Below are 22,911 nucleotides of genomic sequence, written 5' to 3' on the forward strand. Positions count from 1 at the left end.
ATGGCCGACAAGTACCTGGAGCTCGTGAACGCCGGCTTCACCAAGAAGCTCGCCAAGTCCCTGGGCCTGCCTCGCCCCTCGATCCTGCGCCGCCACGTGCCCGGCGCCCCGTTGCTGCCCGGCCCACTGTTGTTGCTGGGCAATTCGCCCTCCACGCAGGAACTCGCCGACACGCTGCTGGGCTGGGGCCTTGACGTGCGCCGGCACGCCGTCGGGGTGTCCACGCTCGGCGGAATCCTCCTGCTGCTCGACGATCTCGTTGCCCCGGAGGGGCTCTCGGCGCCCATGCTCGCGGCCGGGCAGGCGCTGCGCCAGCTCGCCCCCGGCGGACGCGTGGTGGGCATCAGCCGCGCCGCGCTTTCCACCGACGCACCCGCGGTCGCCGCCGTGCGCCAGGGCATCGACGGTGCATTGCGCTCGGTGGGCCGCGAGTTGCGCGGCGGGGCCACCGCCAACGGGGTCGTGCTCGGCGAGGGCGTTGCCCCCGCCGCACCCTCGGCACTGGCGGCCCTGCGCTTCCTGCTCTCGGGCCGCAGCGCCTACGTCAACGGGCAGTTCCTGGCCATCGACTCTGCCGAGGGGAAACTGCCGGAGGACTTCGGCAGGCCACTGGCCGGGAAGGTCGCCGTGGTCACCGGTGCCGCACGCGGCATCGGTGCGGCCATTGCCGCCACGCTGCACCGCGACGGCGCCACCGTGGTGGTGGTCGATGTCCCGGCCGCGGGTGACGCGCTGGCGAAGGTCGCCAACCAGGTCTCCGGCACCGCCTTGCAGTTGGACGTGACCCGCGCGGACGCCGGGGAGAAGATCATCGAGCACGCCCTGGCGCGGCACGGGCACCTGGACATCGTCATTCACAACGCCGGGATCACCCGCGACAAGCTGCTGGCCAACATGGACGCCGCGCGCTGGGATTCGGTCATCGCGGTGAACATCTCCTCGCAGCTGGCCATGAACGCGGCATTCCTCGCCGCCGACCTGCCGGGGCTGCGCATCGTCTCCCTGGCCTCGACCTCCGGCATTGCCGGGAACCGCGGGCAGACCAACTACGCGGCGTCCAAGGCCGGGGTCATCGGCATGGTGCGGGCCTCCGCACCCGCCTTTGCGGCCAAGGGCGGCGGCATCAACGCCGTGGCGCCCGGCTTCATCGAGACCGACATGACCGCCAGGATCCCGGTGGCCACGCGTGCCGTGGCCAGGATGCTCATGCCCTCGCTGATGCAGGGCGGGCTGCCTGTCGATGTCGCAGAGGCCATCGGCTTCCTCGCTTCCGACGCGGCGGCGGGCATCAACGGACGCACCCTTCGGGTGTGCGGGCAGTCGCTGGTGGGGGCATGAGCGCGCACACGCGGGTGGTGCTCGATGCTTCCCCGTCGCTCGGATCGCTCTATGCCAAGGCCGCCGGCGCGCGGCTTACGGCCCTGTTTCCGGGTTCCAAGCCGGCGGGCGGCGCGCTGCCGGAGGTCGAGCACCACCTGGAGGGCTTGCAGGTCGATGCGGCCAAGCTGGTTGCCTACCAGCGGCTGATGGGGGACACGGTGCGCGATGAGCTGCCCAGCGTGTTCGTGCACGGGACGGTGTTCCCGCTGGCAATGTCGGTGATGGTGCGCGAGGACTTCCCGCTGCCGCTGCTGGGCATGGTCCACCTGGCCAACCAGGTCACCCACCTCCGGCCCATATCGCCGGGCGCCACGCTCTGGGCCACCGCCCGTGCCGTGAACCTGCGCGAGCACCGCGCCGGCACCCAGCTTGACCTGGTGGTCGAGGCCGGCGAGGGTGCCGATGTGGTGTGGCGCGGGGTCTCCACCTATCTGGCACGCGGGGTGTGGCCCGGGGCCAGGCCGAGCGCCCCTGCGGCACCGAGGCCGCCGCGGGACAATCCGGAACGCACGGCGTCGTGGAGGCTTGCCGCCGATACGGGGCGCGCCTATGCGGCGGTGCTGGGCGACTACAACCCGATCCACCTCTCGGCGGCCTCGGCCCGGGCACTGGGCATGAATCGCGCGATCGCCCACGGCATGTACCTGGCCGGGCGCGCGCTGGCTTCAGCGGCACCGCACGGTGTCGGCTATGACTGGGGGATCGAGTTCGCCACCCCGGTGTTCCTGCCCTCGAGCGTCGATGTGGCCATCCGGGTCGGCGAGCGTGAAACGACATTCAGCGGGTGGGGTGCGCGCAGCGGCAAGCCGCACTTCAGCGGATCGGTCGCCGCGCACGGGAAGGTGCCGCCCGCCGGGGACTAGGTCAGGCAACACACCGCGGGCCGGGAACTGGTGGGGGGCTTTGTGGAAGACTCGAGTTGTTCCCGGCCCGTCGAAAGGTGCAGCCCGCCATGCAGAAGCGTCGACCAGTCGAGATCGGCATCGAAGACTACGCGGACTTCCTCCCGCCTGGCAGGCGACTGCCGCTTGTTTCCCCGGACTCGACGTGGTGGTTCTGGAAGAACCATCGGGTCCACCTCTCCAGGTTCAGAAATCCGGACGCCGCGGTGCGCTTGCTTGTCGTCCACGGCGCGGGAGCCCATGGCGCAGCGCTTTGGCCCGTCGCCGCCCTTCTGGCCGGCGGCCGGGTCGACATCACCGCCGTCGACCTGCCGCTGTACGGGAGAACCGTCACGGGATCGCGCCACACGGTGGTGTACGAGGATTGGATCGCACTGCTGGTTGACCTGCTGACGGCCGAGGACGACGGACGGCCCGTGGTGCTCTTCGGTGCAAGCATTGGCGGGTTCCTTGCTGTTCAGGCGGCTGCCGCCTCTCACGGCGTCGCCGCGGTCATCGCCACCTGCCTGCTGGATCCGCGGGATCGGGGGACCCAGGCGGCCCTAACGCGCTTCGGGTCCTTCGCGACGCCCTTCATGCCGTTGCTCTCGTTGGTGAGGGGACCCGTGGCCCGGATCCCGGTGAAGATTTCCTGGATTGCCGACCTGGCGCGCATGGGCCGGGACCCCGCGTTGGGGCGCCTCTGCGCCAGGGATCCACGGGGAGGCGGCGCATGGCTGCCGCTGGGGTTCTTCGCTTCCTATCTGCGGCACCCGCACACCCAGGCCCGAACCGTGCCGCTCGAGGTGCACCTCATGCACCCGGAACTCGATCAGTGGACACCGAAGGCACTGAGCGAGCGCACCCTGCGTACCCTGCCCGGCCCCACCGGCAGCCGGGCGTTGCGCGGTTGCGGCCATTTCCCCCTCGAGGAACCCGGGCTGCAGGACCTTCTGGACGGCCTCGAGGAAGTGCTTACCGACGCGGCATCCGGCCAAGACGCGACGCCGGGCTGAGGGACACGCGGTCCCTCGGGACCGCTTCGGGATTCAGCGACCGCCGGCCGGGCGCAGCATCGCACCGGAATAGGAAGACAGCGCGGCGGCGGCCGTTTGTTCCCAGCCGTGCGCCGCGGCGAATTCGGCAGCCTGCCGACCCAGGCGTCGGCGCAGCGGCTCGTCGGTCGCCAGCTTGGCCAGTGCCACGGCCCACGCGGCAGGCTCGGAACCATCGACCAGGATGCCGGTGCGCCCGTCCTGCACGGCATAGGGCAGCCCGCCAACGCGATGGGCCAGCACCGGGGTTCCGCAGGCCTGCGCCTCGAGGGCCACCAGGCCGAAGGATTCGCTGTAGGAAGGCACGGCCACCACGTCCGTGCTGCGGAAGGCCTCGGCCAGATGCGCGGCGGGCATCGGCAGCGAGAAACTCACCAGGTGCTCCACCGCTTCGGCCTCGACGAGCTTTTGCAGGTTCAGCTCCTTGGACCCCGAGCGCGCCCCGATGACCGAGAGCCTCACGTCCAGGTCGGGCCGTTCGCGGGCGAGGATGCCGAGGGCCCGCACCAGGATCTGTGGGCCCTTGAGCTTCTGGATGCGGCCGGCGAAGAGAACGCGCAGCGAATTCGGCGCGCTCCCGGGGTGCTCGCACACCCCGGGGTTGAAGACGCCGAGGTCCACGCCCGGCTCCACCACGTCCAGCGTTTTCGCGTCGGCGCCATAGAGGTGGATCAATTCCTCGACCTCGGCCGGCGTGTTGGCAGTGAGCCGGTCTGCCTGTTCGCACAAGAGCATTTCGCCGCGAATGCGGGCACCGGATTCCTCGGTCTGCGCCGAGATCTTCTTGACCTTCCCCATGGTGTGCATGGTGTGCACCAGCGGAACCTGCCACGCATCGCGCAGGTGCAGCCCGACGATTCCGGAGAGCCAGTAGTGCGAGTGGATCGCGTCGTAGGGGGCAAGCGTGGCGGCATAGTGCCGGATCGCCAGTGCCACGTCGTCCAGGTGCTCGGCGAGTTCCTCCTTGCTGAGCTTGCCGGCGGGTCCTGCCTGCACCTCGTGGCAGGTGAATCCGGGCGCCACCTCGACGGCGCGGGTTTCACCGGCGCCGCGGACAAAGACATCGACACAAACCCCTTGCTCGGCCAGCGCGAGTGACAGATGGCGGATGTACACGTTCATTCCGCCGGCGTCCCCGGACCCCGGCTGTTCCAGCGGAGAGGTGTGCAACGAAATCATCGCGATGCGCTTGGGAGGGGTCGTGGTTGTGGACATCGGTGCTCGGTCGCCTACTAACGCGCTGGTTGGTTCAAGGGTGCTGGCGTGCCGCCACGTGTGGTGATCGGGCTGGCAAACACCATCATCCTACGCAACGCCACTCACCGCAGAGCCTATTGTCCGAACGGGAGAGAATCACGCATTTGTTCCGATCGATATGACCCTGCTCACAAACTACGCGGTGGTGCGGGGTTTTTCGCCCCAACGGGCGCAAATAGCCTTGTAAACCCGGGGTTTTTAGCCAATGGAACCCCCGAATTGAAGTGCGCCCCAAACCCGTGCTAGAGTCTTATCTCGCCGCGGACAACGGAAACAAAGTTCTTCACGAACTTCTTCCGGTGCAGCGGCCACCAGCGAGGGTGGCGGAATGGTAGACGCGCTAGCTTGAGGTGCTAGTCCACGTAAGTGGGTGGGGGTTCAAGTCCCCTCCTTCGCACGGATCAACCCCCGACCAGACGAAAGTCAGGTCGGGGGTTTTCTCGTACCCGAAGGAACACGCTCGTCGACACGGGCCTATCGCAGCCCCTCGCGCGTTGAACACATACCTCGATAGGGTGGAGGCAGATCGACCCACCACCACGAGAGGCAGAAGGATTCCCCCATGTCAGCTGCGCAGAATGCCCCGGTCACCGTCGTCGCCGAGGATGAGGTTGCCGGCATCTGCCAGGCACTGATCCGGATCGACACCACCAACTACGGCAACAACGAGGGCGCGGGGGAGCGCAAGGCCGCCGAATACGTGGCCGAACTCATCGCCGAGGTTGGACTCGAGGCCACGGTGCTGGAATCCGCACAGGGCCGCGCCAACGTCGTCACCCGCATCGAAGGCACCGACAGGTCGCTGCCCGCCCTGATCGTCCACGGCCACCTGGACGTGGTGCCGGCGTTCAAGGACGAATGGTCGGTGGACCCCTTCGGCGCCGAGATCAAGGACGGAATGATCTGGGGCCGCGGGGCCGTGGACATGAAGGACATGGACGCGATGATCCTCGCGGTGATGCGCGAGATGCAGCGCACCGGCACCCGTCCGCGCCGCGATCTTATCTTCGCGTTCTTCGCCGACGAGGAAGCGGGCGGTGACTACGGAGCGCGCTGGATGGTCGATAACCAACCCGAGCTCTTCGAGGGCGCCACCGAGGCCATCAGCGAGGTCGGCGGCTTCTCCGCCACCATCGACGGCAAGCGTGCCTACCTGCTGCAGACAGCCGAAAAGGGCATCGCCTGGCTCAAGCTCACCGCCGCGGGACGCGCCGGGCACGGATCCCAAATCAACGATGAGAACGCGGTGACCCGGCTGGCCGCCGCCATCACCCGCATCGGCGAGCACGACTGGCCGATCTCCTACACCGACACCACGCGCGCCTTCCTTCAGGGCGTCTCGGAGATGACGGGGATCGAATTCACCGACGACAACCCGCAGGTGCTGCTGGCTGAGCTGGGAAACGTGGCGCGCTTTGTCGGCGCCACCCTACAGAACACGGCCAACCCCACGGTGCTCTCCGCCGGCTACAAGCACAACGTGATCCCCGGGGCCGCCGAGGCGCTGCTGGATGTCCGCACCTTGCCGGGCCAGCACGAACTGGTCATGGAGACGCTGCGCACCCTGGCAGGGCCGGACGTCGAGCTCAGCGCGCTGCACCTTGACCGCGCCTTGGAGGTGCCATTCGCCGGGAACCTCGTCGATTCCATGGTGGCGTCGCTGGGGCGCGAGGACCCGGAAGCGGTGGTGCTTCCGTACATGCTCTCCGGCGGCACCGACAACAAGGCACTGTCCCGCCTGGGCATCACCGGCTACGGATTCGCCCCGCTGCGCCTGCCGGCGGAACTGGACTTCACCGGCATGTTCCACGGCGTCGACGAGCGGGTCCCGGTCGATTCGCTGAAGTTCGGCACCCGGGTGTTGCGCGACCTGCTGACCACCTACTGACAACAGCGCAATATGCCCCCGAAGCACCACCATTACCCGAGCGGAAAGCGAAGAACACACGCGTGAAATCCATCAACGAGGTGCTCGGCACCGAGATGCTCGACCGGTTTCGGGCACGGGCTGCCGGCTACGATGCCGAGAACGCCTTCTGCGCCGAGGACTTCGCCGAGCTCACCGACGTCGGCTACCTGCGGGCCATGCTCCCGGAAGCCCGTGGCGGCTTCGGCTGGGGCATGGAAAGAATGACGGCCGCCCAGCGTCTGCTTGGCACCTATGCACCTGCCACGGCTCTGGCGGTGAACATGCACCTGGTCTGGACGGGCGTTGCGACGCTGCTCGCCGCCCGCGGGGATGACCGCCTGGACATGGTCCTGGACTGGGTGCAGGCGGGGGAGGTCATGGCCTTTGGCGTGTCCGAGGCCGGGAACGACGAGGTCCTCTTCGACTCCGTGACCCGGGCGGTGCCCGACGCCGACGGATCGTACTCCTTCACCGGGACCAAGGTCTTCACCTCGCTGGCTCCGGTGTGGACGCGGCTCGGGGTCTTCGGCAAGCACGAGGGAACCGGACAGGCACAGTTGGTCCACGGCTTCCTGCACCGGGACGCCACCGGGATCGAGATCCCGCAGAACTGGAACACCCTGGGCATGCGCGCCACCCAGTCGAACTCCACCGTGCTGACTGGTGCCCGGGTTTCGGCGGAACACATCCACACCAAGCTGCCCGTCGGACCGGTGCCGGACCTGCTGGTGTTCGGCATCTTCGCCTCGTTCCTCTCACTGACCGCCTCGGTCTATGTGGGGCTGGCCGAGCGCGGCATGGAGCTGGCGGCGGCAAACCCGGCCAAGCGCAGCTCGCTGAAATTCGGCGGACGGACCTACGACCAGGACCCCGACATCAGGTGGCAGGTCGCCGATGCGGGCATGCACGTCCTGAAGCTCGACGCGATGCTGCGGATGACCACGCGCGACCTCGACGACCGGGTGGACCACGGGGGATCCTGGTTCCCGCGGCTGGTCACGCTGCGCACCCAGGCCGGGGACGCCGCCCGCTCCTGCATCGACATCGCCGCCAAGGTCTCCGGGGGCGGGCAGTACTTCCGCGGCTCCGAGCTCGAACGGCTCTATCGCGACGCCTTGGCCAGCCTGTATCACCCCTCGGATGCCGAATCGGCACACTCCACCGTGGCTTCCTGGCTGCTGGGCCCGGTCAAGGAGTAAGGCAGCCGATGCAACCTGGGTGCCGCGTGCATCAGCCGCGGATGTTCAGCGTGGGCTTGACGCGCATGACCCGTCGTCGCATCCAGTACTTTTGGCCTCCGCCCTCGTAGAGGCAGGTGCGCACCAATTCCCACTTGCCGTACTCCGAATGCTCGCGCAGGGCTGCGCGTGCCACCGAGCGATGTTCGCCCGGCAGCGCTGCAATCACCAGGTATTCGAAGAGGTGCTCGGGGTCTCCGGGCATCTGGTCCCGGGGTCGGGCTACGGGGATTTTCTTTTCGATCATGACCCTGTCCATAGTGTGGCTTGTGCCTGTAACGTCGAACACATGAGTACAGACCCGCGTGTTGCCCTCAGTGTATTGATCGGTTGCCTCGAAGAACACCTTTCGGCCGTGGCTGCAAAACGCGGCGCCCAGGACGCCTCGATCAGCTCGGCATTCCTGGCCGTGGCCGATGCCTTTGAGGAGTACGAGGACGCACTCTACGAGTCCTACGAGGAGTTCCTCCCGCTGAGCGTGGTGGAGGAAAGCGACGACGACGATCCGTACGACGAAGACAGCCAGGGGGAACCCGTCACCACGTAGCCAGGCCGGCCATAGCGACTCCGACCACAGTATTAAGTTCGACTCATCATGGAGCGCCAATGGGCCTTGGCGTGCCTTGGTGAAGTAGTGTAGGTACGTGAATTGGTTTGAAGCGGCCTTCCTAGGGCTGATCCAGGGTCTGACAGAATTTCTCCCCATCTCCTCCAGCGCCCACTTGCGCATCGTGGGGGAGTTGCTGCCCAATGCGTCCGACCCCGGTGCGGCGTTCACCGCGATCACGCAGCTGGGCACCGAAACCGCGGTGCTGGTGTTCTTCTGGAAGGACATCGTGCGGATCGTCGGCGCCTGGTTCAATGCGCTACGCGGCCGGGTGCCGCACAGCGACCCCGACGCAAAAATGGGCTGGCTGATCATCATCGGCTCCATCCCGATCGCGGTGCTGGGCCTGCTCTTCGAGGAACAGATCGACACCTCCTTCCGCTCGCTGTGGATCGTGGCGACCACCCTGGTGGTCTTCGGCCTGATCCTGGCGGTTGCCGACTACTACGGCAAGCAGAACCGCGAGCTCACCGCGTTGACCCCCAAGCACGGCATCCTCTTCGGCTTCGCCCAGGCGCTGGCCCTGATCCCCGGGGTTTCGCGCTCCGGCGGAACCATCACCGCCGGGCTGTTCATGGGCTACACCCGCGGTGCCGCCGCCCGCTATTCGTTCCTGCTGGCCATCCCCGCGGTCTTCGCCTCCGGGTTGTACAAGCTGGCCAAGTCCTTCAACGAACCCGGCGTGTACTCGCTGCCGCAGACCGGCCTGGCCACGCTCATCGCCTTCGTGGTCGGGTTCGTCATCGTGGGTTGGTTCCTCAAGTACGTTTCCTCGCACAGCTACAGCCTTTTCGTCTGGTACCGCGTGGCCCTGGGCCTGGCCCTGTACCTCCTGCTGGGCTTCGGTGTGATCAACGCCTAGCAAAATCGGACCCCGAAACCCGGAATAACCGCCGGGTCCGTGGACTTGTTCCAAGTAATTGCATTGCGCCCGGCCACGTTCGGGCAAACACCTAAGAGAAAGGACGCCCCGTGCTTGCATGGTCCGCGCCCACCGTCCCGCATGTCCCGGGAAACGCACCGATCCTTGAGGTGCACGACACCGCCACCGGCCGGCTGAAGGGTACCGCCGACGCCGAGATGTCCAACGCGCCGGCGAGCATCTACGTCTGCGGCATCACCCCCTACGACGCCACCCACATGGGGCACGCCGCCACCTACGTCGCCTTCGACCTGCTGCAGCGCACCTGGCGCGATGCCGGGCGCGAGGTCACCTACGTGCAGAACGTCACCGACATCGACGATCCGCTGCTGGAGCGCGCCGCGGCGACCGGCATGGACTGGCAGGTGCTGGCCCAGGAGCAGACCGACCTGTTCCGTGCCGACATGGAAGCACTGAACGTGATCCCGCCCGAGCACTACATCGGCGCAGTGGAATCCATCACCTGGCTGGTCCCGCTCGTGGAGGAACTCGTCGCCAAGGACCTGGCTTACGCGGTGCCGGGCGAAAACGGCGAGCCGGACGGGGACATCTACTTCGACGCCGCCGCCGCGGCCTCCGACGCCTGGGAACTGGGCACCGTGAGCGGCTATGACCGCGAGACCATGCTCGGCTTCTTCGCCGAGCGCGGCGGAGACCCGGAACGGCCGGGCAAGCGCGACGCCCTTGACCCGCTGCTCTGGCGCGTGGCCCGCGCCGGGGAGCCGGAATGGGACGGCGCCTCACTGGGCGCCGGGCGCCCGGGCTGGCACATCGAGTGTTCGGTCATCGCCCGCCGCTTCCTGCCCGCCCCCTTCACCGTGCAGGGCGGGGGATCGGACCTGATCTTCCCGCACCACGAGTTCTCCGCCGGTCACGCGGCCGCGCTGGACTGCAAGGCGCTGGCACAGTCCTACGTGCACACCGGCATGGTGGGCCTGCACGGCGAAAAGATGAGCAAGTCCCTGGGCAACCTGGTGTTGGTTTCCCAACTGCGTGCCGCCGGCGTGGACCCCGTGGCCATCCGCACGGTGTTGCTGGGCCAGCACTACCGCAGCGACTGGTTCTGGACCGATGAACTGCTCACCCAGGCCCAGGACCGGATGGCCCGCTGGCGCAAGCGCATCGGCTCCACCACACTCACCGAGGCCACGGCCGTGGTCACCCGCATCCGTTCCAAGCTGGCCAACGACCTGGACGCCCCCGCGGCCCTGTCCGTGCTCGATGCCTTCGGCGCCCAGGAACCTCTGGAGGACGACGGCTCGCAAGAGGCCGGCGGGCAGCTGCTCGCCGATGCGCTCGATGCACTGCTGGGACTCAAGATCTCCTAGGTCCCCGTCCGCCGGACAACGGCCGCATGATGAAAAACGCGTCCCCCCGCCCTGTCCCCCCTGCGGGGGCCGGGCGGGGGGACGCGTTGGTGTTGAAGCGCCTGGCTGTCAGTCGCTGGACCCGGGCGTGTCGGGGGCCTGGCCGCCGGTTCCCGGTGTGCCGGGACCTTCTTCCCCCGGCGCACCGGGGCGGTGCCTGCGTTTGAGGTAACGCTCGAACTCGCGGGCGATCGCCTCGCCGGTGGCCTCGGGCAGCTCGGTCTCGTCCTGTGCCTGCTCCAGCTGTTGCACGTAGGCGGCGATGTCCGCGTCCCCGGTGGCCAGCGCGTCGACCCCGCGCTCCCACGCCAGGGCGTCCTCGCCGAGTTCATGCAGGTCCAGGGCCAGCGGCAGAAGCTCCTCCACCCGGTGCAGGATGGCCAGTTGCGCCTTGGGAGAGGGCGGCTGCGCAACATAGTGCGGAACCGCCGCCCAGATCGAGAGCGTGGGCAGCCCCGCGGCCTCGGAGAATTGCGCCAGCACCCCCAGGATGCCGGTGGGGCCCTCATAGCTGCCGGGCAGGGCACCCAGGGCCTCGCAGACCTTCGGGTCGTCGGAAGAGACCGCTGCCTGGATCGGCCGGGTGTGCGGCACATCGGCCAACAGCGAACCCAGCGCCATCACGCCCTGCACGTTTTCCTCCTCGGCGCGCGTGAGGATCTCTGTGATGAAGGCCTTCCACCGGTACGTGGGCTCCACGCCGCGCACCAACAGCAGGTCCACTGGGGATTCGGGCAGCGATGCGCGGTAGATGCGGGTGGTGGGCCACTTGACGACGCGCTTGCCGGCGCCGTTGCGGCGCACCTGCGGGCGGGAGAACTGGTAATCGTAGTAGTCGTCGTCGCCGATGCCAGCGACCTTCACGGCGCCGGTGGCCGCCTTGATGTCCTTGATCGCCGAACTGGCAGCGTCACCGGCATCGTTCCATCCCTCGAAGGCGACCACCATGATGGCCGGGCGCACGGGCCCGGGAATCGTGGAGGCGGCCACCAGGGAGGAAAGTGTCACTGGATCATTCATATCTTCGCTCACATCCTCACCCTAGCGCGCGCACCGGTCGCCGGGGCAAGTGCGCACCCACTAGAATTGGGACATGCCAACCCAGAATCCCGACCCCATGCCCGCGCGCCCCGTGAACTCCCGGATCCAGGGAGTCTTGTGGGACATGGACGGAACCCTGCTTGACACCGAACCCTACTGGATGGCCGCCGAGGCGGCTCTGGTGGCCGAATTCGGCGGCCGGTGGAGCGAGGCCCAGGCCTTGGGACTGGTAGGAAACGCCCTGCCCGACGCCGCCGCCGCGCTCCAGCGCGCGGGCGTCGAGTTGCCCGAGCGCGAAATCATCGACAGGCTCACCGTCGAGGTCCTGGCCGGGGTGGCCCGCCGCGTCGACTGGCGCCCCGGCGCCCTCGAATTGCTGGAGGCGCTGCACAGCGCAAACGTCCCCTGCGGACTTGTCACCATGTCCGAGGAACCGCTGGCCGCCCTCGTGCTGGATCAGCTGCCAAAGAAATATTTCGCTTTCCGCGTCACCGGTGACATGGTTTCCCGCGGCAAGCCGCACCCCGACCCGTACCTGCTGGGACTGGAGAAGCTCGGGGACTTGGTGCCGGACCTTGATCCTTCCCGCGTGGTCGGGATCGAGGATTCCGCCCCCGGCATAGCCTCGGCGGCAGCCAGCGGGATCGTAGCGGTGCTCGTTGAGCACATCGCCCCGGTGCCCGACTCTCCGTCCTGGCAGCGCGTCGAGTCGCTGGCCGGCCTCGACGTCGAATCCCTGGGCGCACTGGCGTCCGTCGGGGTGCGCGCATGAGCGAACCTGCCACCAAGCGCGAGGGGATCCCGCTCGGATCGGTCTTCGGGGTCCCGGTGTCCCTGGCCTGGTCCTGGTTCATCATCACCGGCCTGATCGTGATGGTCTTCGGGCCCACCGTGGCCCGCTCCCGCCCCGACCTGGGGGCCGGCGCCTACCTGGTCGCCTTCACCTACGCGGTGCTGCTGGCCTTCTCCGTGCTCATCCATGAGCTCGCGCACGCCCTGACGGCCAAGTCCTTCGGCTGGCCAGGGGCCCGGATCACCCTGAACCTCTGGGGCGGGCACACCCAGTTCTCCTCCTTCAACGCCACTCCGGGCCGCTCGCTCGCGGTGGCCATGGCCGGCCCTGCCGCCAACTTCGTGATCGCCGGGGCAGGCTACCTGTTGCTGCTGCTCGTCCAGCCAACCGGGGTCGTGTTCCTGCTCTGGGACATCCTGATCTGGGCCAACCTGTTGGTGGCGATCTTCAACGTGCTTCCGGGCCTGCCGCTGGACGGCGGGCGCCTGGTCGAATCGGCCGTCTGGCGCTACACCGGTTCCCAGGACCGCGGCACCATCGCCGCCGGCTGGGCCGGGCGGGTGCTGGTGGTGCTGGTCGTGGGCTGGTTTGTCATCGTCCCGCTGACCCGCAACGAACCGCTGGACTTCCAGGTCCTGATCGTGGCGATCCTGGTCGGCGGGTTCATGTGGGTCGGGGCCTCGCAGGGCATCACGCACGCCAAGCTGCGCCTGCGCCTGCCGCTGGTTTCGGTGCGCGCACTGATGGAGCCCGCCACCGCGATCCGCCAGGACTCCACCCTCGCCGAGGTCACCACGCGCCTGGCCAGCCGCGGCGGACGGGTCATCCTCGTCAATGCGGCCGGCAACCCCGTTGCGGTGATCGACGAGGCAACGCTGCACTCCATCGATGCCGCGGTGCTCGCCCAGACCCCCGCGCTCTCCGCCGCCCGCGCCCTGGACCCCGGCGCCGTGGTCAGCGCCAACGCCGACGGCAGGGCATTGATCGGGTACCTGGCCACGCTGCAGGGCAGCGAATACGCGGTCATCGATGAATCCAACCGCGTCGTCGGGCTGCTGAGCCAGGCGCGCATCGTCGCGGCCATCACCGGCAAGCAGCGCTAGGCGCGCTTCACCGGACACCACACTTCACCACCATCCCAGGACCTAAGGACACAGAACCGAGAATGAGCGACATGCCAGCCACCCCCCACGGCGCCCAGAGCCGCCGCGGCCCCTTCCGCCCCGGCGACCGGGTCCAGCTCACCGACCAGAAGCGCCGGATCAGCACCATCACCCTGACCGAGGGCGGGGAGTTCCACACGCACAAGGGAGTCCTCTTCCACGATGCGCTGATCGGCGCCCCGGAGGGCTCCATCGTGGAGAACACCAACGAGGTCCGCTACCAGGCGTTGCGCCCGCTGCTGAAGGACTTCGTGCTCTCCATGCCGCGCGGCGCCACCGTGGTCTACCCCAAGGACGCGGCGCAGATCATCCAGATGGGCGACATCTACCCGGGCGCCCGCGTGGTTGAGGCCGGCGTGGGCTCCGGTGCCCTGTCCATGTCGCTGCTACGTGCGGTGGGCGATGGCGGCTACCTGCACTCCTTCGAGCGCCGCGAGGAGTTCGCGCAGATCGCCCGCGGCAACGTCGACACCGTCTTCGGCGGCCCGCACCCCGCCTGGGACATCACCATCGGGGACTTCCAGGAGAAGGTCCTCGAAACCGAGGAACCCGGCTCCGTGGACCGCGTGGTCCTTGACATGCTCTCGCCCTGGGAATGCGTCGACGCGGTTTCCACCGTGCTGGCCCCCGGCGGGGTCTGGGTCAACTACGTGGCCACCGTGACGCAGATGTCGCGCACCGTCGAGGCGATCCGCGCCACCGGCCTCTACACCGAGCCCGAGTCCTTCGAGACCATGGTCCGCGGTTGGCACGTCGAGGGCCTGGCCGTGCGCCCGGACCACCGCATGGTCGCGCACACCGCCTTCCTGATCACCTGCCGCCGGCTGGCCGACGGAGCGGTGGGCATCCCGGGCGCCAAGCGCGTGAAGGAGCACACCTACTCGGCCGAGGACCTTGCGACCTGGACCCGCTCGGACGAGCCCGATGCCTGGAACCACGAGGCTCTGGGGGAGCGCGGCGTCTCCGCCCGCAAACTGCGCCGCGCCGCCAAGGACGCCAAGTCGATGACCCAGCGCGGCTCGCTGCCCGAAGGCCAGGAACCGGCTGACGACGTGGACGCCAGCGGCGACACCGCCGCGGACGCCAGCGGGCAGTAGCACGACCAGACCCGCCGTGAGGTCGCGGTCACATTTCCGCCATTGGGCCCCGCCCATGCATAGGATGAGAACAGCAGTGGCGTGTGCCGGCTTACCCCGGCACACGTGTTCCTCGAATTATGTGAAACGGGTGGAAAATGGGCGACGAGACAGATCGCACACGGCTGGAGGGCCAGGTCGCGGCCGCCGAGCGGCAGCTGAACGTGGTGCGGGACAAGAACCGCCTGCTCGATCGGCAGCTCGCCTCGGCGGGAGCCAACAACGCCCGCCTGGTCGCCATGCTGGAGCGCACCCGCGAGGAGATCCTGGCCCTGAAATCGGGGCTGGAGAAGGACGGGGACACCCCCTTCAGCCACGGCACCATCGTCGAACTGCATCCGCGCAGCCAACCCGTCCCGGGCGTGGCGATTTCCTCGACCGGCGTGCAATCTGCCGACATCGTCCAGGGCGGCCGCAAGCTGCGCGTGGGCGTGTCCCCGCTGCTGGACTTCGGAAAACTCGCCATCGGCCAGGACGTGCTGCTCAACGAATCCCTGGTCATCGTCGCCGGACTCGGCTACGAGCAGTCAGGTGAACTGGTCACCGTCAAGGAGGTCCTGGCCGACCACCGGGTGGTGGCCATGGGCAGGGCCGATGACCAGCGCGTCATCCGCCTGGCCGAACCGCTGACCGGGGACATCGTGCGGGTCGGGGACGTGCTGACCCTCGATGCGCGGACCGGCCTGGCCCTGGAAAAGGTGCACCTGTCCGACATGCAGTCGCTGGTGCTCGAGGAGGTTCCGGACATCTCCTACGCCGACATCGGCGGGCTGAGCGACCAGATCGAGGCCATCCGCGACGCCGTCGAGCTGCCCTTCCTGCACCCGGACCTCTACCGCGAGCACGGGCTCACCGCGCCCAAGGGCATCCTGCTCTACGGCCCTCCGGGCTGTGGCAAGACGCTGATCGCCAAGGCGGTGGCGCATTCGCTGTCCGAGCGCACCAACGAACGCAACGGCGACACCGGCACGGCCAAGAGCTACTTCCTGAACATCAAGGGCCCCGAGTTGCTGGACAAGTACGTCGGGGAAACCGAACGCCACATCCGGCTGATCTTCTCCCGGGCCCGCGAAAAGGCGGCCGGAGGAAACCCCGTGGTGGTGTTCTTCGACGAGATGGACTCGCTCTTCCGCACCCGCGGCACCGGCGTCTCCTCCGACGTGGAAACCACCATCGTCCCGCAGCTGCTGGCCGAGATCGACGGCGTCGAACGGCTGGACAACGTCATCGTCATCGGCGCCTCCAACCGCGAGGACATGATCGACCCGGCGATCCTGCGCCCGGGGCGCTTGGACGTGAAGATCAAGATCCGCCGTCCCGACGCCCAGGGAGCCGCGGAGATCTTCGCCAAGTACCTCACCTCCGACCTCCCGCTGCACCCGGACGACCTGGCCGAGAACGGAAACGATCCGGCGGCAACAGTGCGCGCGATGATCCAGGCGACCGTCGATGCCATGTACTCCACCGGGGAACAGAACCAGTTCCTCGAGGTCACCTACGCCAACACCGAAACGGAGATCCTCTACTTCAAGGACTTCGCCTCCGGAGCGGTGATCCGCAATGTGGTGGACCGGGCCAAGAAGTCGGCCATCAAGGCGCTGCTCACCGGCCAGGAGCGGGGGTTGCGCATGGACTACCTGCTCGAGGCGGTCGTGGAGGAATTCCACGAGCACGAGGACATGCCCAACACCACCAATCCCGACGACTGGGCGCGGATCTCCGGGCGCAAAGGCGAACGCATCACCTTCATCCGCACCATCGTTGCGGACAAGAACGGGCGCGGGAAGACCCTGCCGGCCCCGGGGTCCGACGAAACGGGGCAGTACCTGTGAGCGTGCACCGGGTCATGGGCCTGGAGACCGAGTACGGAGTGCTGGCCCCCGCGATGCCCGGGGCCAACGCCACCATGCTCTCGGCCCAGGTCATCAACGCCTACGCGGCCACCATCCGGGAGGCGCGCGGGAAGATCGCCGGCACCCACTGGGACTACACCGACGAGACGCCGCTGAACGACGCACGTGGCTTTACCCAGCCGCGTGCCACCGCGGATCCCTCCCAGCTCACCGACCTGGAACCGGAGCTGGATGCCGAGCAGGTGGCCATGGCCGGCGGGGACGTGACCATTGGCTCCACGCTCTACGAGGGCGGGGACAACGACCACGAAGTGCTGATGAACATGGTGCTGGGCAACGGCGCAAGGCTCTACGTCGACCACGCCCACCCGGAATATTCCTCCCCGGAGACCACCAACCCCTTCGACGCGGTGCTCTACGACCAGGCCGGGGACCACGTCGCCCTGGCGGCGGTGCGGCGCATCGAGTCCCTGGCCGGGCTGCCGGATGTGCACCTGTACAAGAACAACACGGACAACAAGTCGGTGTCCTACGGGGCGCACGAAAACTACCTGATGCCCCGGGAGGTGCCCTTCGACTCCATCGCCGCCGGGCTCATCCCGTTCTTCGTCACCCGCCAGGTCATCTGCGCCTCCGGGCGGGTGGGCCGCGGCATGCTGGGCCAATACCCCGGCTTCCAGGTCTCCCAGCGGGCCGACTTCTTCGAGGCGCAGATCGGGCTGGAGACCACGATCCGCCGCCCCATCATCAACACCCGCGACGAGCCGCACGCGCACTGGGAGAAGTACCGCCGGCTGCACGTGATCATCGGGGACGCCAACCTCGGGCAGGTCTCCACGCTGCTGCGCACCGGAACCACCGCGCTGGTGCTGGCGATGATCGAGGCGGGCACCGTCCCGGCGATTGAGCTGCGCGACCCGGTCGCGGCCCTGCAGGCCATCAGCCACGACCCCACGCTGCGCACCAAGGTGGAGCTAGTTGACGGGCGAAAACTCACCGCGCTTGAGATCCAGTGGATCTACGCCCAGGCGGCGGCCGAGCACAGCGGGGCCACCGATGCCGACGACGAGGCGACCGTGGAGATCCAGCGCCGCTGGGAGGAAACCCTGCAGCTGCTGGAAACGGACATCTTCTCCGCTGCCTCCACCGTGGATTGGGTGGCCAAGTACAAGCTCATGACCTCCTACGCGCAGCGCCACGGCGTGGATTTCTCCGACCCTCGGATCGCACTGATGGACCTGCAATGGGCCGACATCCGCCCGGAAAAGGGGCTCTACCACCGGCTGGCGGCGCGCGGGCTGATGGAAACGCTCTATTCCCCGGCGCAGATCGCCCTGGCCGCAACCAACCCGCCGACCGACACCCGCGCCTACTTCCGCGGGCGGGTGCTGAGCCAGTACCCGGAGCACGTGGTGGCAGCGAGCTGGGACTCGGTCTCCTTCACTGTCCCCGGGGCCCGCAAGCTCGAGCGCATCGCGACGCTGGAGCCGCTGCGCGGCACCAAGGCCCTGGTCGGGGACCTGTTGGATGCGCAATTGTCGATTCACGAGTTCATCGCCACGCTGCGGAGCTAAAGCCCCTACCCAGTGGCAAGATGTAGATACCAGCGAAAACAGTGCCGGGCACCGCAGCGACGGGGCCGGACACGTACGACACGGAAAAGAGCGGGACGGCAATGACACAGGAACAGCACTCGGGACAACGCCGCGAGGACACCCAGGCCCAGGAGACCGAGCAGGAAGTTGCCGCAGCGGCCGGCCAGGACGCCGGTGTGGATGACCTTCTCGATGAGATTGACGGGGTGCTGGAGCGCAACGCCGAGGAATTCGTGCGCGGCTTCGTGCAAAAGGGCGGCCAGTGATCGAGCTCGGTCCCGGTCCCTCCTTCGTGGAATACCTGAACCGGGACCGGCCCGACCTGCTGCCCGGTGCCCCGATCCAGTCCCAGGGCGCTTCCGGCGCCGCGGGGCAGGTGCCCCACGGAACCACCATCGTCGCGCTCTCCTACGCCGAGGGCATCGTGATGGCGGGGGACCGGCGCGCGACCATGGGCAACGTCATTGCCAGCCGCCGCATCGAGAAGGTGTTTGAGACCGATAGGTTCTCGGTGGTCGGCATCGCCGGGGCCGCCGGGGTCGCCATCGACATCGCCAAGCTCTTCCGCGTGGAACTGGAGCACTACGAGAAGATCGAGGGCACCCGGCTCTCGCTGGATGGCAAGGCCAACCGCCTGGCCTCGATGATCCGCGCCAACTTGACCTTGGCCATGCAGGGCATGAGCGTGATTCCGCTCTTTGCCGGCTACGACACCCTCGCCGGCACCGGGCGGATCTTCTCCTTCGACATCACCGGCGGGCTCTACGAAGAGGTGGAGCACCACTCGGTCGGCTCCGGGTCCCCGTACGCCCGTGGCGCGCTGAAAAAACTTTGGCAACCGGACATGGATGCGACGGCCGCGGTGCGCGTGGCCGTGGAGGCCCTCTACGACGCAGCCGACGACGACTCGGCCACCGGGGGACCGGATGCGGTGCGCAAGCTATGGCCCGTGGTCTACGCCGTGGACTCCCATGGGGCCCGCCGCGTGGAGGACGCGATCCTCGCCGAGATGGCACGGTCGATCATTGCCACGCGGACCGATGACGGGAAGGAAGCCTAGATGAGCGCGCAATACTACGTTTCGCCCGAGCAACTCATGAAGGACCGGGCGGATTTCGCCCGGAAGGGTATTGCCCGGGGCCGGGCCGTCATCGTGGCCTCCTGCGCCGACGGCATCGCGCTGATCGCGGAGAACCCCTCCGGCTCGCTGCACAAGATCGGTGAGATCTACGACAGGATCGCCTTCGCCGCTGTGGGCAAGTACAACGAATTCGAGTCCCTGCGCCAGGCCGGGGTGCGCTATGCAGACACCCGCGGCTATTCCTACTCCCGCCACGACGTGACGGGCCGCGGCCTGGCCAGCGTCTACGCCCAGTCCCTGGGCGCGGTGTTCACCGCCGAGGCCAAGCCCTTCGAAGTGGAGCTTGCGGTTCTGGAACTGGGCGAAACGCCGGCACTGGACACCTTGTTCTCGCTGAATTTCGACGGGTCGATCGCCGAGCAGCCCGGCCACATCATCATGGGCGGCGACACCCCCGCCATTCGCGAGGCCTGGAACGGATATTGGGCAGGGAAAGACCTGGCCGCCGCCGGGACCGACGAGGTCATCCGCGCCGCCGCCCTGGTGCTGCCGGGGGTTGGGGAAAGCCCCGAGGACGCCCGGTTGTTGGAGGTCGCGGTGCTTGAACGCGTCACGTCCTCGGGTTCGCACCGCCATTTCCGCCGCCTTGACACACCAACCATTGCCCGGTTCCTGGGCGCAGGGAAGTAGACACACATGGACCGCAGGATCTACGGCATCGAGACCGAATACGGGATCAACTACTCCGATCCCGGGGGCCGTCCGCTCACGCCGGAGGAATCGGCACGTTACCTCTTTCGCCGGGTGGTGGCCTGGGGGCGTAGCTCCAACGTGTTCCTCACCAACGGGTCCAGGCTTTACCTCGATGTCGGTTCGCACCCGGAATACGCCACTGCCGAGTGCGACGAGCTCCGCCAGCTGATTGCGCACGACCGGGCAGGGGAGTCAATCCTCAACGACCTGGTGGCCAGCGCGGAGGAGCGCATGGCCGCCGACGGGTTCAACGGCCGGCTGTACCTGTTCAAGAACAACACCGACACCGCCGGGAACTCCTACGGCTGCCACGAGAACTTCCTGATCCCGCGCAAGCTCGAGTTCGCCCGGCTCGCCGAAATCCTGATCCCGTTCCTGGTCACGCGGCAGCTTATCGCCGGGGCCGGCAAGATCGTGAACATCGACGGTGAACCGCTCTACGCCTTCTCCCAGCGCGCGGACCATGTGTGGGAAGGCGTCTCCTCGGCCACCACCCGGTCGCGGCCCATCATCAACACCCGCGACGAGCCGCATGCAGACGCCGAGTACTTCCGGCGTCTGCATGTCATCGTGGGGGACTCGAACATGTCCGAGACAACCCAGCTGGTTAAGCTCGGGGCGACCGACTTGATGCTGCGGATCATCGAGTCGGGGAAGATCATGGAGGACCTGCGGCTGGAAAACCCCATCCGCTCCATCCGCGAGATCTCCCACGATTTCAACGGCACCACCCTGGTCAAGCTCGCCAACGGCAAGCACCTCACCGCGCTCGCGCTCCAGCGCCGCTTCCTGACACTGGCCACCGACTTCGTTGCCCGCGAGGGAGCACACCACGATCAGGTGCCGGCCGTGCTGGATTTGTGGACCCGCACCCTGGATGCGGTGGAATCGGGGAACTTCTCCGGGATCGACACGGAAATCGATTGGGCCATCAAGCACAAGCTGATCAATTCCTATGCCAACCGCCACCAGCTGGACCTGGGTGCCCAGCGCCTGGCGCAGCTGGACCTGACGTACCACGACATCGACACCAAGCGCGGGCTCTTCCATGTGCTGGCGGCCCGGGGCAAGGTGGCTTCTGTGGTGGATCCGGCGGAGATCGCCTTGGCCGTTGACAACCCGCCGCAAAGCACGCGGGCCAAGTTGCGCGGCGATTTCGTCCGGGCCGCCAAGAACGCGGAGCGGGACTTCACCGTTGACTGGGTGCATTTGAAGCTCAACGACCATCCCGGCCAAACGGTGCTCTGCAAGGACCCCTTCGCCAACGAGGACTCCCGCGTGGAGGCACTGATTACGGCCATGGGCGGCTAGCCCCCCATCCGTCCCGTTGCAGCGTCCAATAAGGAGATTCACAGTTTCGGCCTTTAAGCTGGCTTTAGTCAGGTTCGAAAGCTCACCGCACAGCGTGGGTGTTTCCAGTTCCAAAATCCCCAACTGAAAGTTGATTTCGTGCGCAAAGTAATGGCACTCGTTGCAACGGCCTCGTTGCTGCTGGTGACGGCCTGTGGTTCAACCACCGCGGCATCCAGCGGTGACGTTGCGCCGTTGGAATCGATCAAGGTCACCCCCGGTGCGGATGATTCCTCGGATCCGACCGTCACCTTCGACACCCCGCTGGTTGCCACGGCAACCGGCGCCAAGGTCATCGTCGAGGGCAAGGGCGAGGACATCAAGGAAAACCAGAACGTCAAGTTCAAGTCCATCGCCTACAAGGCCGAGGATGCCAGCCTGCTCGGATCGGGCTTTGCCGGGGAACCGGTGACCTTGCCGACCAACGAGGAATTCAAGGCCCAGCTCCCGGCGCTTTATGAAACCCTCCTGCAGGCCAAGGTCGGCTCCTGGGTCGCCATGGTCGAGCCGGCAGCCGAGGCAGCACCCGCCGAAGGTGCTTCGCCCTCTGCAAGCCCCGGCGAGGCAAAGGCCGAAACCGTGGTTGTCCTGAAGGTCGTGGCCAGCGAGCCGATTCCAGAGGCTTCCAAGAAGCTAGGAGCCGATGAGGTCAAGAAGCTCAAGGACGAAGGATCCCTACCTACCTTCGAGATGAAGGATGAGAAGCCGTCCATCACCATCCCGAAGGACAAGGGAGTTCCTGCAGGCTTGGTCGTTGACGTCGTCAAGGAAGGCACCGGCAAGGTCGCCACTGCCACCTCGGACGTGTCAGCCAATTACACCGGCGTCCGCTGGGAAGACGGCAAGCAGTTCGACTCCAGCTATGACCGTGGCGAAGCGTCCGACTTCAATCTCTCCGGCGTCATCCCGGGTTGGACCCAGGGACTGGAGGGCCTGAAGGCCGGTACGCAGGTCATGCTCACCATTCCGACAGATCTGGCCTACGGGGCGGATGCGGCATCCCAGGGGCGACCTGCGGGACCGTTGGTCTTTTTTGTTGAGCTCAAGGAAGTAAAGTAGCTAAAAGCTTTTAGCAACCAACCGAAAGGATTCCACCATGTCTTTTGGACAGCGTGATTACGACCGTACCAAGCCGGAGATTGAATTCCCGGGCACCGATGCCCCGACCGAACTGAAGATCGAGGACATCGCCGTTGGCGATGGCGCCGAGGTCGTTCCGGGCTCAAACATCTCGGCCCACTACGTCGGTGTGGCATGGTCCACCGGCGAGGAGTTCGACTCCTCCTGGGGCCGCGGCGCCCCGCTGGACTTCCGCGCCGGTGTCGGCCAGGTCATCCAGGGGTGGGACCAGGGCCTGATCGGGATGAAGGTCGGCGGCCGCCGCCGCCTGGACATCCCCTCGGAGATGGCCTACGGCTCCCGCGGTGCCGGTGGAGCCATCGGCCCGAACGAAGCACTGATCTTCGTCGTGGACCTGGTGGCTGTCCGCTAAGCACAGCAATTCGCCTTTGGCCGTGTTTTCCCAAGTTA

Annotated in this window: 22 protein-coding genes and 1 tRNA gene; 20 read left to right on the forward strand and 3 right to left on the reverse strand. The window is 67.3% G+C overall.

What is annotated here, in order from left to right:
• The 3 genes from Q2T94_RS18140 (at window position 1) to Q2T94_RS18150 (ending at window position 3,277) form a co-directional block, all read left to right on the forward strand.
• Window positions 1-1,338, forward strand: coding sequence for a 3-oxoacyl-ACP reductase (locus Q2T94_RS18140; RefSeq protein WP_302266055.1), 1,338 nt, complete (start codon window positions 1-3; stop codon window positions 1,336-1,338).
• Window positions 1,335-2,243, forward strand: coding sequence for a MaoC/PaaZ C-terminal domain-containing protein (locus tag Q2T94_RS18145; protein ID WP_302266056.1), 909 nt, complete (start codon window positions 1,335-1,337; stop codon window positions 2,241-2,243). Before Q2T94_RS18140 ends, Q2T94_RS18145 begins: the two co-directional genes overlap by 4 nt.
• 89 nt (window positions 2,244-2,332) lie before the next feature.
• Entirely contained in the window at window positions 2,333-3,277 is a 945-nt protein-coding gene (locus Q2T94_RS18150; protein WP_302266057.1) for an alpha/beta hydrolase, read from the forward strand.
• A gap of 33 nt (window positions 3,278-3,310) precedes the next feature.
• Here the strand turns inward: Q2T94_RS18150 and Q2T94_RS18155 are convergent, their stop codons facing one another.
• The gene (locus tag Q2T94_RS18155; protein WP_264271265.1) at window positions 3,311-4,531 is read right to left on the reverse strand and encodes a glycosyltransferase; all 1,221 of its coding nucleotides are present in this window, start codon (window positions 4,529-4,531) and stop codon (window positions 3,311-3,313) included.
• A gap of 356 nt (window positions 4,532-4,887) precedes the next feature.
• On the opposite strand from Q2T94_RS18155, the gene Q2T94_RS18160 reads away from it, so the two are divergent.
• The 3 genes from Q2T94_RS18160 to Q2T94_RS18170 all read left to right on the forward strand — a co-directional run bounded on the left by Q2T94_RS18160 (window position 4,888) and on the right by Q2T94_RS18170 (window position 7,681).
• Window positions 4,888-4,970, forward strand: a tRNA-Leu gene (locus Q2T94_RS18160).
• A gap of 165 nt (window positions 4,971-5,135) precedes the next feature.
• Window positions 5,136-6,461 (forward strand): M20/M25/M40 family metallo-hydrolase, encoded by a 1,326-nt coding sequence (locus tag Q2T94_RS18165; RefSeq protein WP_302266058.1) that lies wholly within the window; start codon window positions 5,136-5,138, stop codon window positions 6,459-6,461.
• A 95-nt stretch (window positions 6,462-6,556) separates the two neighbouring features.
• Window positions 6,557-7,681 carry an acyl-CoA dehydrogenase family protein gene (locus Q2T94_RS18170; RefSeq protein WP_302266461.1) on the forward strand — a complete coding sequence of 375 codons (1,125 nt, stop codon included), beginning with the start codon at window positions 6,557-6,559 and terminating at the stop codon, window positions 7,679-7,681.
• Window positions 7,682-7,712: 31 nt separating this feature from the next.
• Here Q2T94_RS18170 and Q2T94_RS18175 read toward each other — a convergent pair whose 3' ends face one another.
• Window positions 7,713-7,967, reverse strand: a complete 255-nt coding sequence (locus tag Q2T94_RS18175; protein ID WP_372342955.1) for a DUF5703 family protein — start codon at window positions 7,965-7,967, stop codon at window positions 7,713-7,715.
• Window positions 7,968-8,075: 108 nt separating this feature from the next.
• Here Q2T94_RS18175 and Q2T94_RS18180 point away from each other — a divergent pair, with 108 nt between their 5' ends.
• The 3 genes from Q2T94_RS18180 to mshC all read left to right on the forward strand — a co-directional run bounded on the left by Q2T94_RS18180 (window position 8,076) and on the right by mshC (window position 10,577).
• Window positions 8,076-8,267: a hypothetical protein gene (locus Q2T94_RS18180; RefSeq protein ID WP_377700389.1), complete on the forward strand. Its 192-nt coding sequence runs from the start codon at window positions 8,076-8,078 to the stop codon at window positions 8,265-8,267.
• A 97-nt stretch (window positions 8,268-8,364) separates the two neighbouring features.
• Window positions 8,365-9,189, forward strand: coding sequence for an undecaprenyl-diphosphate phosphatase (locus Q2T94_RS18185; RefSeq protein WP_264271268.1), 825 nt, complete (start codon window positions 8,365-8,367; stop codon window positions 9,187-9,189).
• 110 nt (window positions 9,190-9,299) lie between these two features.
• Complete coding sequence (gene mshC / locus Q2T94_RS18190; RefSeq protein ID WP_302266060.1) at window positions 9,300-10,577, forward strand: cysteine--1-D-myo-inosityl 2-amino-2-deoxy-alpha-D-glucopyranoside ligase; 1,278 nt, start codon at window positions 9,300-9,302, stop codon at window positions 10,575-10,577.
• 108 nt (window positions 10,578-10,685) lie between these two features.
• Here the strand turns inward: mshC and Q2T94_RS18195 are convergent, their stop codons facing one another.
• Window positions 10,686-11,636, reverse strand: a complete 951-nt coding sequence (locus Q2T94_RS18195; protein ID WP_302266061.1) for a PAC2 family protein — start codon at window positions 11,634-11,636, stop codon at window positions 10,686-10,688.
• A gap of 73 nt (window positions 11,637-11,709) precedes the next feature.
• On the opposite strand from Q2T94_RS18195, the gene Q2T94_RS18200 reads away from it, so the two are divergent.
• The 11 genes from Q2T94_RS18200 to Q2T94_RS18250 all read left to right on the forward strand — a co-directional run bounded on the left by Q2T94_RS18200 (window position 11,710) and on the right by Q2T94_RS18250 (window position 22,873).
• Window positions 11,710-12,429, forward strand: coding sequence for an HAD family hydrolase (locus Q2T94_RS18200; protein ID WP_302266062.1), 720 nt, complete (start codon window positions 11,710-11,712; stop codon window positions 12,427-12,429).
• Window positions 12,426-13,553 (forward strand): site-2 protease family protein, encoded by a 1,128-nt coding sequence (locus Q2T94_RS18205; RefSeq protein ID WP_302266063.1) that lies wholly within the window; start codon window positions 12,426-12,428, stop codon window positions 13,551-13,553. The genes Q2T94_RS18200 and Q2T94_RS18205 overlap by 4 nt, the downstream gene beginning before the upstream one ends.
• Before the next feature lie 62 nt (window positions 13,554-13,615).
• Window positions 13,616-14,710: a tRNA (adenine-N1)-methyltransferase gene (locus Q2T94_RS18210; protein WP_264271272.1), complete on the forward strand. Its 1,095-nt coding sequence runs from the start codon at window positions 13,616-13,618 to the stop codon at window positions 14,708-14,710.
• A gap of 137 nt (window positions 14,711-14,847) precedes the next feature.
• On the forward strand, window positions 14,848-16,581 hold the full coding sequence (gene arc, locus Q2T94_RS18215; protein WP_264271273.1) for a proteasome ATPase: 1,734 nt from the start codon (window positions 14,848-14,850) through the stop codon (window positions 16,579-16,581).
• A 14-nt stretch (window positions 16,582-16,595) separates the two neighbouring features.
• Window positions 16,596-18,176 (forward strand): depupylase/deamidase Dop, encoded by a 1,581-nt coding sequence (dop, locus tag Q2T94_RS18220; protein WP_302266462.1) that lies wholly within the window; start codon window positions 16,596-16,598, stop codon window positions 18,174-18,176.
• 101 nt (window positions 18,177-18,277) lie between these two features.
• Window positions 18,278-18,463, forward strand: a complete 186-nt coding sequence (locus Q2T94_RS18225) for a ubiquitin-like protein Pup (protein WP_264271274.1) — start codon at window positions 18,278-18,280, stop codon at window positions 18,461-18,463.
• Window positions 18,460-19,257, forward strand: a complete 798-nt coding sequence (prcB, locus tag Q2T94_RS18230) for a proteasome subunit beta (protein ID WP_302266064.1) — start codon at window positions 18,460-18,462, stop codon at window positions 19,255-19,257. The genes Q2T94_RS18225 and prcB overlap by 4 nt, the downstream gene beginning before the upstream one ends.
• The gene (prcA, locus tag Q2T94_RS18235) at window positions 19,258-19,968 is read left to right on the forward strand and encodes a proteasome subunit alpha (protein ID WP_302266065.1); all 711 of its coding nucleotides are present in this window, start codon (window positions 19,258-19,260) and stop codon (window positions 19,966-19,968) included.
• 6 nt (window positions 19,969-19,974) lie between these two features.
• On the forward strand, window positions 19,975-21,342 hold the full coding sequence (pafA, locus tag Q2T94_RS18240; RefSeq protein WP_264271277.1) for a Pup--protein ligase: 1,368 nt from the start codon (window positions 19,975-19,977) through the stop codon (window positions 21,340-21,342).
• A gap of 138 nt (window positions 21,343-21,480) precedes the next feature.
• Window positions 21,481-22,440 carry an FKBP-type peptidyl-prolyl cis-trans isomerase gene (locus tag Q2T94_RS18245; protein WP_302266066.1) on the forward strand — a complete coding sequence of 320 codons (960 nt, stop codon included), beginning with the start codon at window positions 21,481-21,483 and terminating at the stop codon, window positions 22,438-22,440.
• Between the two features lie 37 nt (window positions 22,441-22,477).
• The gene (locus Q2T94_RS18250; protein ID WP_302266067.1) at window positions 22,478-22,873 is read left to right on the forward strand and encodes an FKBP-type peptidyl-prolyl cis-trans isomerase; all 396 of its coding nucleotides are present in this window, start codon (window positions 22,478-22,480) and stop codon (window positions 22,871-22,873) included.
• Window positions 22,874-22,911: the final 38 nt, after the last annotated feature.

This window comes from Paeniglutamicibacter sulfureus, from assembly GCF_030512175.1.
Lineage (GTDB): Bacteria > Actinomycetota > Actinomycetes > Actinomycetales > Micrococcaceae > Paeniglutamicibacter > Paeniglutamicibacter sulfureus.

Excerpts from the sequence above, each read along its gene's own strand:
- Q2T94_RS18195 (WP_302266061.1), bottom strand. The coding sequence starts at position 11,636 with ATGAATGATCCAGTGACACTTTCCTCCCTGGTGGCCGCCTCCACGATT.
- Q2T94_RS18175 (WP_372342955.1), bottom strand. The coding sequence starts at position 7,967 with ATGATCGAAAAGAAAATCCCCGTAGCCCGACCCCGGGACCAGATGCCC.
- arc (WP_264271273.1), top strand. The coding sequence starts at position 14,848 with ATGGGCGACGAGACAGATCGCACACGGCTGGAGGGCCAGGTCGCGGCC.
- prcA (WP_302266065.1), top strand. The coding sequence starts at position 19,258 with ATGAGCGCGCAATACTACGTTTCGCCCGAGCAACTCATGAAGGACCGG.
- Q2T94_RS18225 (WP_264271274.1), top strand. The coding sequence starts at position 18,278 with ATGACACAGGAACAGCACTCGGGACAACGCCGCGAGGACACCCAGGCC.
- Q2T94_RS18150 (WP_302266057.1), top strand. The coding sequence starts at position 2,333 with ATGCAGAAGCGTCGACCAGTCGAGATCGGCATCGAAGACTACGCGGAC.
- Q2T94_RS18165 (WP_302266058.1), top strand. The coding sequence starts at position 5,136 with ATGTCAGCTGCGCAGAATGCCCCGGTCACCGTCGTCGCCGAGGATGAG.
- Q2T94_RS18145 (WP_302266056.1), top strand. The coding sequence starts at position 1,335 with ATGAGCGCGCACACGCGGGTGGTGCTCGATGCTTCCCCGTCGCTCGGA.
- Q2T94_RS18140 (WP_302266055.1), top strand. The coding sequence starts at position 1 with ATGGCCGACAAGTACCTGGAGCTCGTGAACGCCGGCTTCACCAAGAAG.
- Q2T94_RS18155 (WP_264271265.1), bottom strand. The coding sequence starts at position 4,531 with ATGTCCACAACCACGACCCCTCCCAAGCGCATCGCGATGATTTCGTTG.
- dop (WP_302266462.1), top strand. The coding sequence starts at position 16,596 with ATGGGCCTGGAGACCGAGTACGGAGTGCTGGCCCCCGCGATGCCCGGG.
- Q2T94_RS18210 (WP_264271272.1), top strand. The coding sequence starts at position 13,616 with ATGAGCGACATGCCAGCCACCCCCCACGGCGCCCAGAGCCGCCGCGGC.
- Q2T94_RS18200 (WP_302266062.1), top strand. The coding sequence starts at position 11,710 with ATGCCAACCCAGAATCCCGACCCCATGCCCGCGCGCCCCGTGAACTCC.
- Q2T94_RS18205 (WP_302266063.1), top strand. The coding sequence starts at position 12,426 with ATGAGCGAACCTGCCACCAAGCGCGAGGGGATCCCGCTCGGATCGGTC.
- Q2T94_RS18250 (WP_302266067.1), top strand. The coding sequence starts at position 22,478 with ATGTCTTTTGGACAGCGTGATTACGACCGTACCAAGCCGGAGATTGAA.
- pafA (WP_264271277.1), top strand. The coding sequence starts at position 19,975 with ATGGACCGCAGGATCTACGGCATCGAGACCGAATACGGGATCAACTAC.
- Q2T94_RS18170 (WP_302266461.1), top strand. The coding sequence starts at position 6,557 with ATGCTCGACCGGTTTCGGGCACGGGCTGCCGGCTACGATGCCGAGAAC.